The organism is Mycobacterium sp. NPDC049093 (assembly GCF_040704635.1).
Taxonomy (GTDB): domain Bacteria; phylum Actinomycetota; class Actinomycetes; order Mycobacteriales; family Mycobacteriaceae; genus Mycobacterium.
In genome coordinates, this window is record NZ_JBEZJS010000001.1 from 213,114 (window position 1) to 228,622 (window position 15,509).

General features: G+C 65.7%; 12 protein-coding genes. 8 read left to right on the plus strand and 4 right to left on the minus strand.

The annotated features are described in order from the left end of the window. From ltp2 to AB0876_RS01085, 3 genes are all read left to right on the plus strand, one after another. On the plus strand, positions 1–1,155 hold the full coding sequence (gene ltp2 / locus AB0876_RS01075; protein ID WP_526041450.1) for a 17-hydroxy-3-oxo-4-pregnene-20-carboxyl-CoA lyase: 1,155 nt from the start codon (positions 1–3) through the stop codon (positions 1,153–1,155). A gap of 75 nt (positions 1,156–1,230) precedes the next feature. Next, positions 1,231–2,340: a hypothetical protein gene (locus AB0876_RS01080; RefSeq protein WP_526040948.1), complete on the plus strand. Its 1,110-nt coding sequence runs from the start codon at positions 1,231–1,233 to the stop codon at positions 2,338–2,340. 27 nt (positions 2,341–2,367) lie between these two features. After that, entirely contained in the window at positions 2,368–3,156 is a 789-nt protein-coding gene (locus tag AB0876_RS01085) for a hypothetical protein (protein WP_526040949.1), read from the plus strand. Between the two features lie 270 nt (positions 3,157–3,426). Here the strand turns inward: AB0876_RS01085 and AB0876_RS01090 are convergent, their stop codons facing one another. The 3 genes from AB0876_RS01090 to kstD form a co-directional block, all read right to left on the minus strand. Further along, positions 3,427–4,272 carry a hypothetical protein gene (locus AB0876_RS01090; protein ID WP_526040950.1) on the minus strand — a complete coding sequence of 282 codons (846 nt, stop codon included), beginning with the start codon at positions 4,270–4,272 and terminating at the stop codon, positions 3,427–3,429. A gap of 334 nt (positions 4,273–4,606) precedes the next feature. Then, on the minus strand, positions 4,607–5,467 hold the full coding sequence (gene chsH3 / locus AB0876_RS01095; RefSeq protein ID WP_491837730.1) for an enoyl-CoA hydratase ChsH3: 861 nt from the start codon (positions 5,465–5,467) through the stop codon (positions 4,607–4,609). Further along, positions 5,468–7,147 carry a 3-oxosteroid 1-dehydrogenase gene (kstD, locus tag AB0876_RS01100; RefSeq protein ID WP_491837731.1) on the minus strand — a complete coding sequence of 560 codons (1,680 nt, stop codon included), beginning with the start codon at positions 7,145–7,147 and terminating at the stop codon, positions 5,468–5,470. Between the two features lie 73 nt (positions 7,148–7,220). Here kstD and AB0876_RS01105 point away from each other — a divergent pair, with 73 nt between their 5' ends. From AB0876_RS01105 to dmpG, 3 genes are read left to right on the plus strand one after another with little or no spacing between them, the layout of a single operon-like run. Next, positions 7,221–8,006: a 2-keto-4-pentenoate hydratase gene (locus AB0876_RS01105; RefSeq protein ID WP_526040951.1), complete on the plus strand. Its 786-nt coding sequence runs from the start codon at positions 7,221–7,223 to the stop codon at positions 8,004–8,006. Positions 8,007–8,016: 10 nt separating this feature from the next. Next, on the plus strand, positions 8,017–8,937 hold the full coding sequence (locus AB0876_RS01110) for an acetaldehyde dehydrogenase (acetylating) (protein WP_526040952.1): 921 nt from the start codon (positions 8,017–8,019) through the stop codon (positions 8,935–8,937). Beyond that, positions 8,934–9,986: a 4-hydroxy-2-oxovalerate aldolase gene (gene dmpG, locus AB0876_RS01115; RefSeq protein WP_064958040.1), complete on the plus strand. Its 1,053-nt coding sequence runs from the start codon at positions 8,934–8,936 to the stop codon at positions 9,984–9,986. Before AB0876_RS01110 ends, dmpG begins: the two co-directional genes overlap by 4 nt. On the opposite strand, the gene AB0876_RS01120 is transcribed toward dmpG, so the two are convergent. After that, on the minus strand, positions 9,983–11,569 hold the full coding sequence (locus tag AB0876_RS01120; protein ID WP_526040953.1) for an alpha/beta hydrolase: 1,587 nt from the start codon (positions 11,567–11,569) through the stop codon (positions 9,983–9,985). The two genes, dmpG and AB0876_RS01120, sit on opposite strands and share 4 nt — an antisense overlap. A gap of 402 nt (positions 11,570–11,971) precedes the next feature. Between AB0876_RS01120 and AB0876_RS01125 the strand changes: the two genes are divergently transcribed. Next, on the plus strand, positions 11,972–14,074 hold the full coding sequence (locus AB0876_RS01125) for a RecQ family ATP-dependent DNA helicase (RefSeq protein WP_526040954.1): 2,103 nt from the start codon (positions 11,972–11,974) through the stop codon (positions 14,072–14,074). A gap of 1,173 nt (positions 14,075–15,247) precedes the next feature. After that, positions 15,248–15,463, plus strand: a complete 216-nt coding sequence (locus tag AB0876_RS01130; protein WP_004571464.1) for an MbtH family protein — start codon at positions 15,248–15,250, stop codon at positions 15,461–15,463. The last annotated feature ends 46 nt before the right edge of the window (positions 15,464–15,509 follow it).

A 15,509-nucleotide genomic window follows, 5' to 3' on the forward strand; every position in this document is an offset into this window, starting at 1 on the left:
CTGTCTGGTAAAGCCGCCATCGCCGGTATCGGTGCCACCGACTTCTCCAAGAACTCCGGTCGCAGTGAGCTGCGACTGGCCGCCGAGGCAGTGCTCGACGCCCTCGACGACGCCGGGCTGAAGCCGTCCGACGTCGACGGTCTGGTGACGTTCACGATGGACTCCAATCTGGAGACCGCGGTGGCCCGCTCCACCGGGATCGGAGACCTGAAGTTCTTCAGCCAGATCGGCTATGGCGGCGGCGCCGCGGCCGCGACTGTCCAGCAGGCGGCTCTGGCCGTCGCGACCGGTGTCGCGGAAGTCGTTGTGGCCTACCGGGCCTTCAACGAGCGCTCGGAGTTCCGGTTCGGTCAGGTGATGACCGGTCTGACCGTCAACGCCGACTCGCGTGGCGTGGAGTACAGCTGGTCCTACCCCCACGGCCTGAGCACCCCGGCCGCGTCGGTCGCGATGATCGCCCAGCGATACATGCATGAATACGGCGCCACGAGTGCGGATTTCGGCGCGGTGTCGGTGGCGGACCGCAAGCATGCCGCGACCAACCCCAAGGCGTTCTTCTACGGCAAGCCGATCACCATCGAGGATCATCAGAACTCGCGGTGGATCGCCGAACCGCTGCGGCTCCTGGACTGCTGCCAAGAGAGCGACGGCGGCGTGGCCATCGTCGTGACTACGCCCGAGCGGGCCAAGGATCTCAAGCACCGGCCGGCGATCATCGAGGCCGCCGCTCAGGGCGCGGGCACCGACCAGTTCACCATGTACTCGTACTACCGCGACGAGCTGGGGCTTCCCGAGATGGGTCTGGTGGGCCGTCAATTATGGGGCCAGTCCGGGCTTTCTCCGGACGACATCCAGACTGCGATCCTCTACGACCACTTCACCCCGTACACGTTGATCCAGCTCGAGGAGCTCGGCTTCTGCGGTAAGGGCGAGGCCAAGGACTTCATTGCCGGCGGCGCCATCGAGCTCGGCGGCCGGCTGCCGATCAACACCCACGGTGGTCAGCTCGGCGAGGCCTACATCCACGGCATGAACGGCATCGCCGAGGGCGTGCGGCAATTGCGCGGTACCTCGGTCAACCAGGTCGAGGGCGTCGAGCACGTACTGGTCACCGCCGGAACCGGCGTGCCGACCTCCGGCTTGATCCTCGGATAAAGGTGCATCACCACCCCCCTCGGGCACGGTAATGTTTGCTCCGGTTGTGCATCACGCGTAGAAGGGGGCCGCGGTATGGCGGTGGAGCGCGACAGTAGCCCGTACGGGTCGCAGACGTTGCTCGGTCCGGGTTGGCCGAATGTCGACGAAGAGCAGCTGACCGCGGCGGCGGCGTCGTACCAGAAGATCGCCGCGAACATCAGTGGCGACGTCGTCCCACAACAGACCAGCCAGCTGTCGAAGCTGCAAGGTACGTGGGAGGGCGGCGCGTCACTGGCCGCCTCAAGTGAGGCGACCACGATGATCGGCGGACACGAGGCCAACGGTCTACAGGCACAGGCCATCTCCACAGCGTTGATGAAAATGGCATCGACCGTGGCGGCGACCAAGGCCACCGTCAATGCGGTCTCACAGGAAGTGCAGCATGAGATCGAGGTGATGCAGGGAGCCGCACAGCTGATGCCCGGCGGCATGCAGCAGCTGATCGAGAGTCGCGTCAAGGCAGGCTTGGCGCAGAACACCGCGACGGTCTCGGCTGCCTCCGTTGAGATGGCGGACAGTCTCAGCACGATTGCCAACCTTCCGCAGATCGGCACCCCGCCGACGGCTCAGGCGCAGCAGGCGGCCCAGAAGGGCGCCGATTCGATGATGCAGCTGATCAGCCAGCTGCCGCAGATGCTGGGCCAGATCCCGCAGATGGCCGGCCAGATTCCGCAGCAGCTCTCTCAACCGCTGCAGCAGATGGCACAGCCGCTGCAGCAACTGGTCTCGCAGTTGGGTTCGGGCGGCAAGGGCACCGGTGGTGGGGTCAGCCCGTTCTCGTCGTTCTCCAACCATCCGGCGGCCGGCGGCTCCGGTCCGAGCAGCGGTGCGGGCATGGTCAAGGCCGCGGGGTTGCCTGGCGGCTCGGGTGGTGGCAGTCCCCAGACGCCCTTGCTGGCCAAGATGGTGGGCGGTGGCAGTACCTCACCGGTCTCGGTCGACCCGGGTGCCAGCGCCGCTGTGGTCGGCGGTGTCGCCCCGGTGGCGGCGGCCAACTCGGCCGGCGGCATGGGTGGTGGCATGGGCATGATGGGCGGCGGCCAGCGTGGCGGTGGCGGCGGGGGCACCGCGACCGGGCTGGCGGTCCCGGCTCCTTTGGAACACGACACGGGGGATGGTGACGATGACTACGACGATTGGTGATCGGTCGCGACGAGTAGGGGGTAACCGATGAATCAACCGGTGAAGATGGGCGGGACGCTGGGCTGGAACGCCGCGTCGTTGAACCTGCCCGAAATGCCGCCGATTCAGGCCGGCGAGGACGCGATGAGCGCGACCATCTCCGGCATCCTGCCGGCATTGGCGGCCTCGCTGGCAACCAATGTGACGGCGTTGTCGGCCAAAGAGAACATGTTCAACGCCAAGCTTTCGGACGCCCAGGGCGCCTACGAGAAGGCCGACCAGTCTGGTGGTGAGGGCGTCGGCCAGCTCAGCCAGATGATGGGTCAGCTGGGGCAGATGGGCCAGATGGCCAGTGCGCCGTCTCAGGCCATGGGCCAGATGGGCGGTCAGTTCGGCCAGCTGATGGAGCCGATGATGAAGGCCATGGAGGGCGCCAAGGGCGGCGGGGAGAACGGTGGCGCGCCGGGTGCCGGCCAGCCCGGCGGCCCTGGTGGTCCCGGCGGACCGAATCCGCAACAGCAGCAGGACGAACGCGAGGCCAAGCTCGACGAGCGGGACAAACAGCAGGACGATCGCGAGACGGCGCAGAACGACCGCGACGTCGCGCAGGATCGACGCGAAGCCGGCCTGGACGCGCGGGAGACACAGATGAGCGCCCCGTCAGGTGGGGCGGCGTCGGCGGCTCCGCACTCGGCGCCTCCGGTCACGCATTCGGCACCGCCTGCCGCGTCTGCTCCGCCTGCCGCCGCGCCGAGCCAGCCGGCTCCCGGCCCGGTTCCGGTGGCACCCGAGGCCCCCCGTCATTCCGGCGGGGACGATCTCTGGAAGCGGATGTAATTGTGTTGCGTGCGAACGCCCGTCGGTGATCCCGACGGGCGTTCTGCGTTTGAGCGCGCTGGGTGCCTCGGCGCCTGTTCGTTGTCGCGCTCACTTGTCCCGCTCTGTCGCGGGCCAATTGTCCCGCTCTCTCGTTGTCGCGCTCTCTCGTTGTCACGCTGGAGTGGCTCTCGACATCGACAGTCGCTCCAGCGTGACAATGGACTAGATCGGTGTTGTCTAGACGCCCCCTTTGTCACGCCAGAGTGGCTCCCGGCGTCGACATCTGCGCTAGCGTGACATTCGTTGTGCCCGAGCGGCGATGACCCGACGCAGGATATTTTCTTCACGTTCGCCCGCGGAGATGCGGACGTTGATCCACCCTTGGCGTTGTATCCGCTCAGCCCTTCTGAGGTCCCAGCCGTACCGCCAGCTACTGGATCGGTGTTCCTCACCGTCGTACTCGGCCGCGACTTTGATGTCCTCCCAACCCATGTCGAGATACGCGAATGGGTCGCCGGGGGCGTCGAAAACCGGAATCTGAGTTTGCGGTCGAGGCAAGCCTCCATCGATGAGGATCAGCCGCAGCCAAGTTTCCTTGCGTGACTGGGCGCCGCCGTCCATGAGGTCCAACGCGGTCCGGGCGCGCTGAATGCCCCGACGCCGCGCGTATCGCTGTGTCAACAGGTCGACGTCGGCGGCTTTGAGGTCGGTCGCGTGGGCAAGTGCATCGAGCGTCGCTACCGCGTCGTCCCGCGGATACCAGCAGCCGATGTCGAGTGCGGTGCGCGCCAATGAGGTGATTGGGACGCCCTCGAATCGGACTAGCTCGTCCTCTTCAATCGCCTCGGTTCGAATCCTCAGTCCCGCAAGCGGATTGCGGTTGGAGTGAATCAGTTCAAGCGGAGCCTTCGGATCGACCCATTTTGCGCCGTGCACGGCTGCTGCCGAGATTCCGGCCACGATGCCGCGCTGCCGGGACCAGAGCCAGGCTGCCTGCGCCCGAATGAGCGGTGTCAGTTCGGTTCCTGGGCTCACGTAGACATCCCGGAACACCCTGGTGTACTGGGTGCGTAGTGCGCTCTTGCGCAGTTCACCGTTGGCGACGGCCTTACTGCCGACGAATGGTTCCCCCATGGCGAGAAAGTGTGCAGCGCAATGGCATATCCGTCACGTCAGTTATCCACAAGCGCTGGAGTGACACTCGTTGTCCACAGCCGCTCTGGGGTGACAGATGACGGCGCCGCGCAACTGTGGTAGTGGGCAAGGCATATCGAAGCCGGCCACTGCGACGTTCGCTTTGTCACGCCAGAGTGGCTGTCAGCGCCCACAGCCACTCCAGCGTGACAAAGGGATGGGTTGCAGACGGCATTAGTCGCCCAATGCAACGCTGGAGTGGCCGTCGAGTTCGACAGCCACTCCAGCATGACAAAGCGGGGAAAAGCGAGGGAAAGAAAAGCGGGAAAGCGGACTAGGCCGGAACGAGCTCCACACCGGACAGCACGACGGCGTTGTCCCTCGACGGTGCGGTGAGCACGCCGATGAACTTGCCGTCTTCCTTCCAGACGTTGGCCTGCAGGGTCTCGCCGGGGATCACCACGCCGGCGAACCGGGCGCCGTAGGAAGCCACCTGAGAGACGTCGCCGTCGAGCAGGTTGTCGACGATAGCCTTGCAGCCGATGCCGTAGGTGCACAGTCCGTGCAGGATCGGCCGCTCGAAGCCCGCCGCCGCGGCGAAGGCCGGGTCCGAGTGCAGCGGATTGCGGTCACCGCACAGCCGGTACAGCAGCGCCTGCTGTGGCAGCGTCGGCAACGAGATCTCGACATCCGGTGCGCGATCGGGCAGCTCGGCCGAGGTGGCCGGGCCTCGCTCGCCACCGAAACCACCCTCACCGCGGGCGAAGATGGACCGCTTGGTGGTCCACAGCACCTTGCCGGACTCGTCGGTCACCGTGGATTCGCTGACGATGACGGCGGCCTTGCCCTTGTCCCAGATCTCGGTGAAGCGCTGCACCGACTTCGCGGTACCGCTGGTCGGGATCGGGCCGGGCACGCTGACGGCCTCGCTGGCGTGCAGCACCTTGGACAGCTCGATGTCGATGCCGGGGAACTGCACCTTGGGCGGCTCGGTCATGTGGAAGCTGACCGCGACGTTGCCGAACGTCGGCAGCACCTGCGGGGTGTCGTCGACGAGGTAGCGCAGCTCGCGCGCGCTCATCGGGTCGGCACCGGCGCCGAGGCCCAGGTGGTACAGCTGGATGTCGCTGCTGGTCCAGGAGAACTCGATGGGTTCCAGCTCGGCGCCCAGCGCCTTGTCGAGATCGATTGGCATCTACTTCTTCCCTGCAATGTCGAGTGCCGCGAGGTATCCGAACGTCATGGCGGGACCAATAGTGCCGCCGGGGCCGGGGTAGGTGTGACCCATCACCGGTGAGCTGACGTTACCTGCGGCGTAGAGGCCCTCGATCACGGAGTCGTCGTCGCGGAGCACCCGGCCGACGAGGTCGGTGCGAACACCGCCCTTGGTGCCCAGGTCGCCCGGCACCATCTTGGCCGCGTAGTACGGGCCGTGCTTGATCTCGCCGAGGTTGGGGTTCGGCTTGTTGGTCGGATCGCCGTAGTAGCGGTCGTAGGCGCTCTCGCCGCGGTGGAAGTCCTCGTCCACCCCGGAGCGGGCGAAGCCGTTGAACCGGTCGATGGTCGCGCCGAACGCGTCGGCGGGCAGACCGGTCTTGGCGGCCAGCTCCTCGAGGGTGTCGGCCTTGACGATGACGCCGGACTCCAGCCACTTCTTCGGAATGCGTTGTCCGGGTTGCAGACCCGCGAAGATGAAGCGGTCGCGGTACTGCTGGTCGAAGATCAGCCAGGCCGGGATGTTCTCACCGGGGCCCGCGCCCTGCCCGTACTCGCCGCCGTACATGTGGTGGCAGGCCTCGACATACGGCATCGACTCGTTCATGAACCGCTTGCCGGCCATGTTGACGATGATCGACCCGGGCGAGTTGCGCTCGGACAGGGCGAACCACGGTGAGTCGACCAGCGGGACCGTCGGGCCCCACCACGAGTCCTCCATGAATTCGAGTGCAGCGCCCTGCTTTTCGGCGGCCAGGATGCCGTCGCCGGTGTTGGCCACCGCGCCCACGGTCCACTCGGTGGTGATGGGGGCGCGCTGGTATTTCACCCGCATCTGCTCGTTGTGCTCGAACCCGCCGGAGCCCAGGATCACTGCGCGGCGCGCGCGGATCAGCTGCGGCTCAGCGGAATTGTCGCGGGGATCGGCAACGTACACGCCGCGGACCACGCCGTCCTCGATGTGGAGATCGGTCAGCGCGGTGTTCAGCTGGACCGGCACGCCGGCCTGCTGCAGGCCGATGCGCAGCGGTGCGATGAGCGCACGGCCCATGCCGACCAGGTTCTTGCCGGTGGCGTTGGCCCACACGGAGCGGACGCCCACCTTGAGGCTGCGCAGCACGCCGCGGGGATGACGCTTGAGCTGGTTGAGCCGGACGTAGTCCTGCTGCATCACCACCATGTTCATCGGCACCTTGCCGTACGGCGGCTCGAGGCCCTTCTCGTCAACCCCCAGCTTCTTGGCGTTGAACGGCTTGGGTTCCACCGAGCGGCCGGTGGGCTTGCCGCCGGGCGTCTCGGGGTAGTAGTCGGAGTATCCGGGCACCCAGCACAGCTTCAGCGGTGAGTGCTTGAGGACGAACGACAGCATCTCCGGCGAGCGGTCGAGGTAGGTGTCGATCTTCTCCGCCGGCACCACGTCACCGATGATTTTGTGCAGGTAGGTGCGGGCGGCCTCGGGGGTGTCTTTCACGCCGTCGCGTTTGAGAATCTCGTTGTTCGGGATCCAGACCCCACCACCTGACCGCGCAGTGGAACCTCCATAGTGCGGCGCCTTCTCTACGACTACTGTCGAGAGGCCCTGATGGGCAGCGGTGAGGGCGGCGACCATGCCGGCAGCGCCGCTGCCGACCACGACAACGTCGTACTCCTGTCCAGTCATGTAGAACACGTTATAGAATTGACCGGCAATCCAACAACCGCCCCGGTCAAAGAAGCGAGGGGAATTCACCAAAATGCTTAGTGTCGAGGTGCGCGACGAGCTCGCGGCCGATCTCGCCCAGGCCGAGCGGAGCCGGGTTCCGATGAAGCCGCTGACGGATCGGTACGGCGATATCGACGTGGTGGATGCCTACGAGATCCAGCTGATCAACATCCGGCAGCGGGTCGCCGAGGGTGCGCGTGTCATCGGCCACAAGGTCGGGCTGTCCAGCAAGGCGATGCAGGACATGATGGGTGTCGACGAGCCGGATTACGGCCACCTCCTCGACGAGATGGAGGTGTTCGAGAACGTCCCGGTGCCCTCGTCGAAATTCCTATACCCGCGAGTCGAGGTCGAGGTCGGGTTCATCCTGGCCGAAGACCTGCCCGGGGCGGGGTGCACCGAGGAGGACGTGCTGGCCGCGACGGCCGCGTTCGCGCCGGCGATCGAGTTGATCGACACCCGCATCACCAACTGGCAGATCAAGTTGTGCGACACGATCGCGGACAACGCCAGCAGCGCCGGATGGGTGCTCGGTGAGGCGCGCGTGTCGCCGAAGGACATCGACATCCGCAGTATCGACGCGGTCCTGACCAACCACGGCAAGGTCGTGGCGGAGGGACGCAGCGAAGCGGTGCTGGGCAATCCGGTCACTGCGGTGGCCTGGCTGGCCCGCAAAGTGGAGAGCTTCGGGGTGCGTCTGAAGGCCGGCGACATCGTGTTGCCGGGCTCGTGCACGCGTGCGATAGATGCACCTCCGGGCAGCGATTTCGTCGCTGACTTCGCCGGGTTAGGTTCAGTACACCTGAGTTTCGAATAAGGGAGCCGATATGGCTGAGAAGGCATCTGTTGCCATCGTCGGGTCGGGCAATATCAGTACCGACCTGCTGTACAAACTGCTGCGTTCGGAGTGGCTGGAGCCGCGTTGGATGATCGGCATCGATCCGGAATCGGAGGGTCTGGCCCGGGCGCGCAAGCTGGGCCTGGAAACCAGCCATGAGGGTGTGGACTGGCTGTTGGCCCAAGCCGAGAAGCCGGACCTGGTGTTCGAGGCCACCAGTGCCTACGTGCACCGCGACGCCGCGCCGCGTTACGCCGAGGCCGGCATCCGTGCGATCGACCTGACCCCGGCCGCCGTCGGTCCGGGTGTGATCCCGCCGGCGAACCTGCGCGCGCACCTGGACGCGCCGAACGTCAACATGGTCACCTGCGGTGGCCAGGCGACGATCCCGATGGTCTACGCGGTGAGCCGTGTGGTGGATGTGCCGTATGCCGAGATCGTGGCGTCGGTGTCGTCGGCCTCGGCCGGTCCGGGCACCCGGGCCAACATCGACGAGTTCACCAAGACCACCAGCGCCGGTGTGCGCGATATCGGTGGGGCGAAAAACGGCAAGGCGATCATCATCCTGAACCCGGCCGAGCCGCCGATGATCATGCGCGACACGATCTTCTGTGCGATCCCCGAGGATGCCGACCACGCCGCGATCACACAGTCGATCAAGGATGTGGTGGCCGAGGTGCAGACCTACGTGCCGGGCTATCGGCTGCTCAACGAGCCGCAGTTCGACGAACCGTCGGTGGTCAACGGTGGAAACCACCTGGTCACGGTGTTCGTGGAAGTGGAGGGTGCCGGTGACTACCTGCCGCCCTACGCTGGAAATCTGGACATCATGACCGCGGCGGCGACCAAGGTCGGCGAGGAAATCGCCAAAGAGCGCCTGGCCGCCCCGGCCGGAGGAGGCCAAGCATGAGCGACATTTTCTTCAATTCCGCCTGGGACGTCCGGATGACCGACACGTCACTGCGTGACGGGTCCCATCACAAGCGGCACCAGTTCACCAAGGACGAGGTCGGCGCCATCGTCGCGGCGCTGGACGCCGCGGGCGTTCCGGTCATCGAGGTGACCCATGGCGACGGTCTGGGCGGATCGAGCTTCAACTACGGGTTCTCGAAGACCCCGGAGCAGGAGCTGATCAAGCTGGCCGCCGAGACGGCCAAGGAAGCCAAGATCGCCTTCCTGATGCTGCCCGGTGTGGGCACCAAGGAAGACATCAAGGAAGCCCAGGGCAACGGCGGCTCGATCTGCCGGATCGCGACCCACTGCACCGAGGCCGACGTCTCGATCCAGCACTTCGGGCTCGCTCGTGAGCTGGGCCTGGAGACCGTCGGGTTCCTGATGATGAGCCACACCATTGCGCCGGAGAAGCTGGCCAAGCAGGCCCGCATCATGGCCGACGCCGGCTGCCAGTGCGTCTACGTCGTCGACTCCGCGGGTGCGCTGGTGCTCGAAGGTGTCGCCGACCGGGTGTCGGCTCTGGTGGCCGAACTCGGTAACGATGCGCAGGTCGGTTTTCACGGCCACGAGAACCTCGGTCTGGGCGTGGCCAACTCGGTCGAGGCCGTGCGCGCGGGTGCCAAGCAGATCGACGGCTCGTGCCGTCGGTTCGGCGCGGGTGCGGGCAACGCCCCGGTCGAGGCGTTGGTCGGGGTGTTCGACAAGATCGGCGTCAAGACCGGCATCGACTTCTTCGACATCGCCGATGCCGCCGAAGAGGTTGTCGCCCCGGCGATGCCGGCCGAGTGCCTGCTGGACCGCAACGCGCTGGTGATGGGTTACGCGGGGGTGTATTCCAGCTTCCTCAAGCACGCGGTGCGCCAGGGCGAACGCTACGGGGTGCCCGCCCACGAGCTGCTGCTGCGCGTCGGCCAGCGCAAGCTGATCGGTGGTCAGGAAGACCAGCTGATCGACATCGCACTCGAGATCAAGCGCGAGCAGGAAGCCGAGAAGGCCAAGGCCTAAAGTTCGACCGCCGGTTCGGTGTCGTCGTCAGCGACGATGCCGAGCTGTCGGTAGACGTCGTCGCGGTAGTTCGCCGACTGTGAGTTGATCGGGATGGGACCGCCCTGGGCCCAGTCGTGGATCTGGCCCATCCCGATCACCACGGTGACGTCGGCATTCGGACCGGCGTCGACCATTCTCTCGGCGTAGAGCAGTGCGCCCGGCGCGGCCTGTTCACGTGAACCCACGTAGATCGTGGTCGGTGGCATTCCCGCGGTCGGCCCGATCATCGGGTTCCACAACTCCTCGGGCCCGCTGGCCCAGGAGCCGTAGTACTCCTTGTCCGCCTCGGTGAGCCACACGACCGGGTCGTTGACCAACGCCACGTTCGGGTCGGTGTAGATGTCTGATCCTTGAAGCCCGGGTGAGAGGAGCACCATGCGGGACGGGACCCGGGTTTCCAGACAGTCGGAATCACCGTTGCAGTCGCGGACGATCTTTTGCACGGCGAGCGTGGACAGGGTGCCGCCTGCCGAATCCGCGTACACGCTGACGTTCTCGGCGCCGTACTCCTCGACCTGTGCCGCGATGAAATCGGCCATCGGCGGGACGGAATTCTCCGCGGTGCCGCCGTCGGGGATCAGCGGGTAGCGGGGGACGACGATCGTGGCGCCGGTCTGGCGTGCCATCTGTGCGTAGTCCATCCAGTGAATGATGTTGGGGTCATAGACGAATCCGCTGCCGTGCACCGCGATGACCCGTTCACCGGTCGGATTGGGCGGAGTTATCACCCAGACGTCGCCACCCTCATACGTCTCTTTGGTGACGTCCAGCCCGATAGTGGTGAACCAGGGCGGCGTGGGCGTGGTGATCAGCTCGCCCAGTTTCATCGTGATGTTGACGCCGATGACCTGGGAGACCTGCTTGAGGGCTTCCATCCCGAACACCGTGATCTGGTCCGTCAACGACGGGCCGGGAGTGGTGATCACGTGGCCGGCGAGTTCCGGTGGCACGACGATTCCCGGGGCCAGGGCCACCGGTCCCTCCGCGGTGACAGCGCTCGTGAGGGTACTGGCGCGGGTCAGGAGATCTTGCGGTTGCCGGAGCGCATGCTCGAATTCGCGGCGCGCGAATGCCAGCATGGCCCACGCAGCGGGTGGATCGGCCGGGGAGTCGGGCGTGGAGTTCACCGAGAACGGGTTCAGAACGGTGTTGACCACCGTGGCGACGGCTCCGGTTACGGACGCCTCGACCTTCTCGGTCTTCGGCAGCGCGGGAATCTCGGGCTTCGGGGCAGGCGTGAGCGCCGACTTCGGGATCGCGGCGATCGAGTCGACAGCGACAGCTACGGGTGTTCTGGGTTCTGACGTCTCTGGGGTGGTCTTCACGGGTTCGGGCGCGATCTCAGGCGCACCGCTCGCGGCCTGGTTCTGCGACGGGAGGCGCCCGACAGTTCTGGTCTGGCGTTTCGTGCGGGCCTTGGTGGTCGGGACCTTCACCGCTGCTGTTGCTCTCGCTGCTGTTACGTCGTCGTCGGAGTCGGGCCGGGTGGGATCGACAGAGTCCAAGGCGTCGCGCACGGCGGTGCGAAGTCTGGCGCCCACTTCGCCTATGGCGTCCTGTCGACGGCTGTCGACGGCGGTTGTGCGCGGCTTGACGACAGGCTTTTTCCTCTTCCTCGGTTTCACCGGATCGGTCTTTTTGCCCGGAGACTCTTTGGACGATGAAGTGGACGAGTCAGCGGGGTCGGCAGCGGCGACCCCACATCCCATCCCCATTGCGATTGCGGATCCGACTCCCGGGGCAACGGCCAAACCACCGACGCGCCCTGCATACCCCCCGGTGTGCATGGGTTTACGTCTACCGGACCGAGCGTCGACGATGGTACCGATCGGAGAAATCTGACAGATATTCACGTTAAGCGAAACGCTTAGTGCGACTTGCGCTTTCATCGGCGATGGGTTGGCGCAGTCAGCGGTGTCGGGCGCACCCGGCATCATTGGAGCATGGCAACCCGCGAGCAGGCCCAGTCGATCCTCGAACAACTGGCCGGACCCGCCGCGGTGCTGCGCGATGACCAGTGGGCCGCCATCGAGGCCCTGGTGGTCGAGCGGCGCCGGGCACTGGTCGTGCAACGCACGGGGTGGGGCAAATCCGCGGTCTACTTCATCGCGGCCAAGCTGCTGCGCGCCTCCGGTCTCGGGCCGACGGTCATCGTCTCCCCACTGCTGGCGTTGATGCGCAACCAGGTGGCCGCTGCCGAGCGGGCCGGCGTGCGGGCCGCCACGATCAACTCCGGCAATGTCACCGAGTGGGACGCGATCCATCAGCAGGTCGCCGACGGGGAACTCGACGTGCTGCTCGTCAGCCCCGAGCGGCTCAACAACCCAGATTTCCGTGACAACGTCTTACCGGCACTGGCCGCCGATGCGGGTCTGGTGGTGGTCGACGAGGCCCACTGCGTCTCGGACTGGGGGCACGACTTCCGGCCGGACTACCGCCGGATCCGTACCCTGATCGCCGAATTGGGTTCTCAGGTACCGGTTCTCGCCACTACTGCGACCGCCAACGACCGGGTGGTCAGTGACGTCGCGGCCCAGTTGGGGGTGGGCGGATCGGATACCTTGGTGCTGCGTGGCGGGCTGGACCGCGAGTCGTTGCGCCTGTCGGTCGTGCAAGCCGGCACCCCCGCACAGCGTGCCGCCTGGATTGTGGCGCAACTGGACTCTCTGCCCGGCTCCGGCATCATCTACACCCTGACGGTGGCCCAGGCGCATGACGTGGCGGCGCTGTTGGCCGAGCGCGGCCACAAGGTGGCCGCCTATACCGGGTCCACCGACACCGCCGAACGCGAGCAACTGGAAGCCGATCTGCTCGGCAATCGGGTCAAGGCGCTGGTGGCGACGTCAGCATTGGGAATGGGCTTCGACAAGCCCGACCTGGGCTTCGTCGTGCACCTGGGGGCGCCGTCGTCTCCGATCGCCTATTACCAGCAGGTGGGCCGCGCCGGCCGCGCCACCGACAGCGCCGAGGTGATCCTGCTTCCCGGCACAGAGGATCAGGACGTCTGGAGGTACTTCGCATCGGTGGCGTTCCCGTCGGAATCGATGGTGCGCCATGTCATCGGTGCCCTGGAGACCGACCGTGCGCAGTCCACCCAGGCGTTGGAACCCCTGGTCGATCTCAACCGGTCGCGACTCGAGATGGTGCTCAAAGTGCTCGACGTGGACGGTGCGGTCCGCCGGGTGAAGGGCGGCTGGATCGGTACGGGAGAGCCGTGGAGTTATGACGAGCCCCGCTATCGGGCACTCGACGAGGCGCGCCGCCGGGAGCAACAGGCGATGCTCGACTATCAGGCCACGGACAGCTGCCGGATGGTGTTCCTGCGCGGTCAGCTCGACGATCCCGAGCTGGTTCCCGACGCTCGGTGTGGGCGGTGTGACAACTGCACCGGCCGGCGTTACGAGGCCGCGGTGGCGCCGGACATCCTCGCCGATACCTCCCAGCGGTTGTCCCGGCCCGGCGTCCTGGTTGCCCCGCGCAAGCAGTGGCCGTCCGGGCTGGCCGCGCTGGGTGTGCCGCTGTCCGGCCGAATCACCGAGGGCGCGGCGCCGGGCCGGGCGATCGGCCGACTCACCGATCTCGGTTGGGGGGCCCGGCTGCGTCGCCTGCTCGCCGAACCCGACGGCGAGGTGCCCGACGACGTGGTGGCCGCGGCCGTCGCGGTGCTCAAGGCGTGGGATTGGGATCGAAGGCCGACAGCCGTGATGGGGCTGGACTCCCTGACGCACCCGGTGCTGATCTCTTCGACCGTGCAACGGCTGGCACAGATCGGCCGGCTGACGAACCTGGGCATCCTGCCCTACGCCCCGCAGCACCGCCCTGTCACCGCGGCGAATTCGGCTTATCGGGTGGCTGCCCTGGATGGTGCCTGGGAACCGCCACAACGGGGTTCCGCCGACGCGGAAGCAGGCGGACACTGGGATGGTCCGGTGCTTCTGATCGACGATATGACCGACACCGGCTGGACGCTGACCATGGCCGCGCGACTTCTGCGCGACGCCGGAGCGCCCGGGGTGCTGCCGTTCGTTCTGGCAAGCGTCAGCTGAGGCGTTTTCGGCGTTCTTCGGAGAGTCATAGGAACGTCTGACCAATTGCAAACACTATTCGGCGGCGACTTGTTTGCCAAACTAGCCAAAAATGGGCGTATTAAGAGCTTCGCCGTGCCTGTGCCAAGTGGCTGTCTGTTTGCGATCGCAAATTTAATACAAACGATCTTGATTTTGCCTATTCAAGATCATCTGAGGCGGACCTGGCTAACTCAATCTGTTTCGCCGTTGGCCGCAATTGCCCCTCAGCGAATGACCCTTACGTTCACGACAGAATTTGCTGCCGGGCAGAGGCGTCGCGATGGTTGTGACCTCCACCGTGTTGCGCTGCGTCTTCGGGGTGTTACGCCCTGATTGTTCGCTTCGCTGAATTGAACTACAGACGTGTCGTAGCCGTATTACCAGGTGAGATGTCCGGGCGAGTCGCCGCCGCCGGGCGTGTTGTGATGCCCGCCTGATGGCCCCCGAGCGTTAGCCGAGGAGGGCTTTTCCGATCCTGCGTCGGGCGGCTGGGGACGAGCGTGTTGTCCCTGCCCGGAAGGCGTGTGGCGGACTTGACCCGACGGCACTTCGATACCGCTTGAAACTGTGCGGTCGCTGGACATTTAGCCGCGGTAACGACGTAATGCCCATCTCCTCGTGGTGTCGCTGTCTGCGGTTCGAGACCCCCTGGAGCTGGATGGCCACACCTCTCGGGCCGGCTGGTTCCCGCGGAGCGCAGCGCCCGTCGCTGTTTGCGCGCTCCGGCGGGCACAGCGGAGCGGGTTGTCTCGGCCTTCGGCGGACGGCCAGGAGCAGGATTTTCGCCGTAATCACGGTCCTTGGGTAGCCGAACTCGGTGGCTCATGAGCCGACGAGGCTCAAACCGCAGGCCAGTGCGCATGAGGCCGGCGGGTGTCGAGTCTGGACAGATCCTGAAAATTATTTGCCGAGTCTTGGAACTCGGGACAAGTTAGTAGTTGAATAGCAGCGAGGCAGCAACGCGAAATTCTCTGATTTCTAATTTCTGTACTCTCGTCAAGATAAGTGGATATGCTGGCGCCCTGCAACGAGAACGTCATAGCTGGAGTGGGCCACAGGAAACAGGCATCGTGAAGCAATCGGCGAGGCTGGGTGCCTGCGCCGGGTTGTCGATCGATTTTCACTGGTCTGCTCGACGATGGGGAGGACCAAGTGAGCATCAATCCGTTCGATGACGACAATGGCAGCTTTCGCGTCTTGGTCAACGACGAGGAACAACACAGTCTGTGGCCGACATTCGCTGACGTCCCTGCCGGCTGGAAGGTCGTTTACGGCGAGGCGGATCGAGCCTCCTGTTTGGACTACATCGAACAGCACTGGCCTGACATACGCCCCAAGAGTCTGCGCGACAGGTTGGCGGGGCTCTGACAGATAGCCGGCGCGGGGGGCCGAAAACTTGCGGTGGGAGAGTCCG

What these genes read in the sequence shown, in the direction of transcription:
- AB0876_RS01080 (WP_526040948.1), top strand. Translation starts at nt 1,231, where the DNA reads ATGGCGGTGGAGCGCGACAGTAGCCCGTACGGGTCGCAGACGTTGCTC.
- AB0876_RS01105 (WP_526040951.1), top strand. Translation starts at nt 7,221, where the DNA reads ATGCTTAGTGTCGAGGTGCGCGACGAGCTCGCGGCCGATCTCGCCCAG.
- AB0876_RS01090 (WP_526040950.1), bottom strand. Translation starts at nt 4,272, where the DNA reads ATGGGGGAACCATTCGTCGGCAGTAAGGCCGTCGCCAACGGTGAACTG.
- AB0876_RS01110 (WP_526040952.1), top strand. Translation starts at nt 8,017, where the DNA reads ATGGCTGAGAAGGCATCTGTTGCCATCGTCGGGTCGGGCAATATCAGT.
- AB0876_RS01085 (WP_526040949.1), top strand. Translation starts at nt 2,368, where the DNA reads ATGAATCAACCGGTGAAGATGGGCGGGACGCTGGGCTGGAACGCCGCG.
- chsH3 (WP_491837730.1), bottom strand. Translation starts at nt 5,467, where the DNA reads ATGCCAATCGATCTCGACAAGGCGCTGGGCGCCGAGCTGGAACCCATC.
- kstD (WP_491837731.1), bottom strand. Translation starts at nt 7,147, where the DNA reads ATGACTGGACAGGAGTACGACGTTGTCGTGGTCGGCAGCGGCGCTGCC.
- AB0876_RS01125 (WP_526040954.1), top strand. Translation starts at nt 11,972, where the DNA reads ATGGCAACCCGCGAGCAGGCCCAGTCGATCCTCGAACAACTGGCCGGA.
- dmpG (WP_064958040.1), top strand. Translation starts at nt 8,934, where the DNA reads ATGAGCGACATTTTCTTCAATTCCGCCTGGGACGTCCGGATGACCGAC.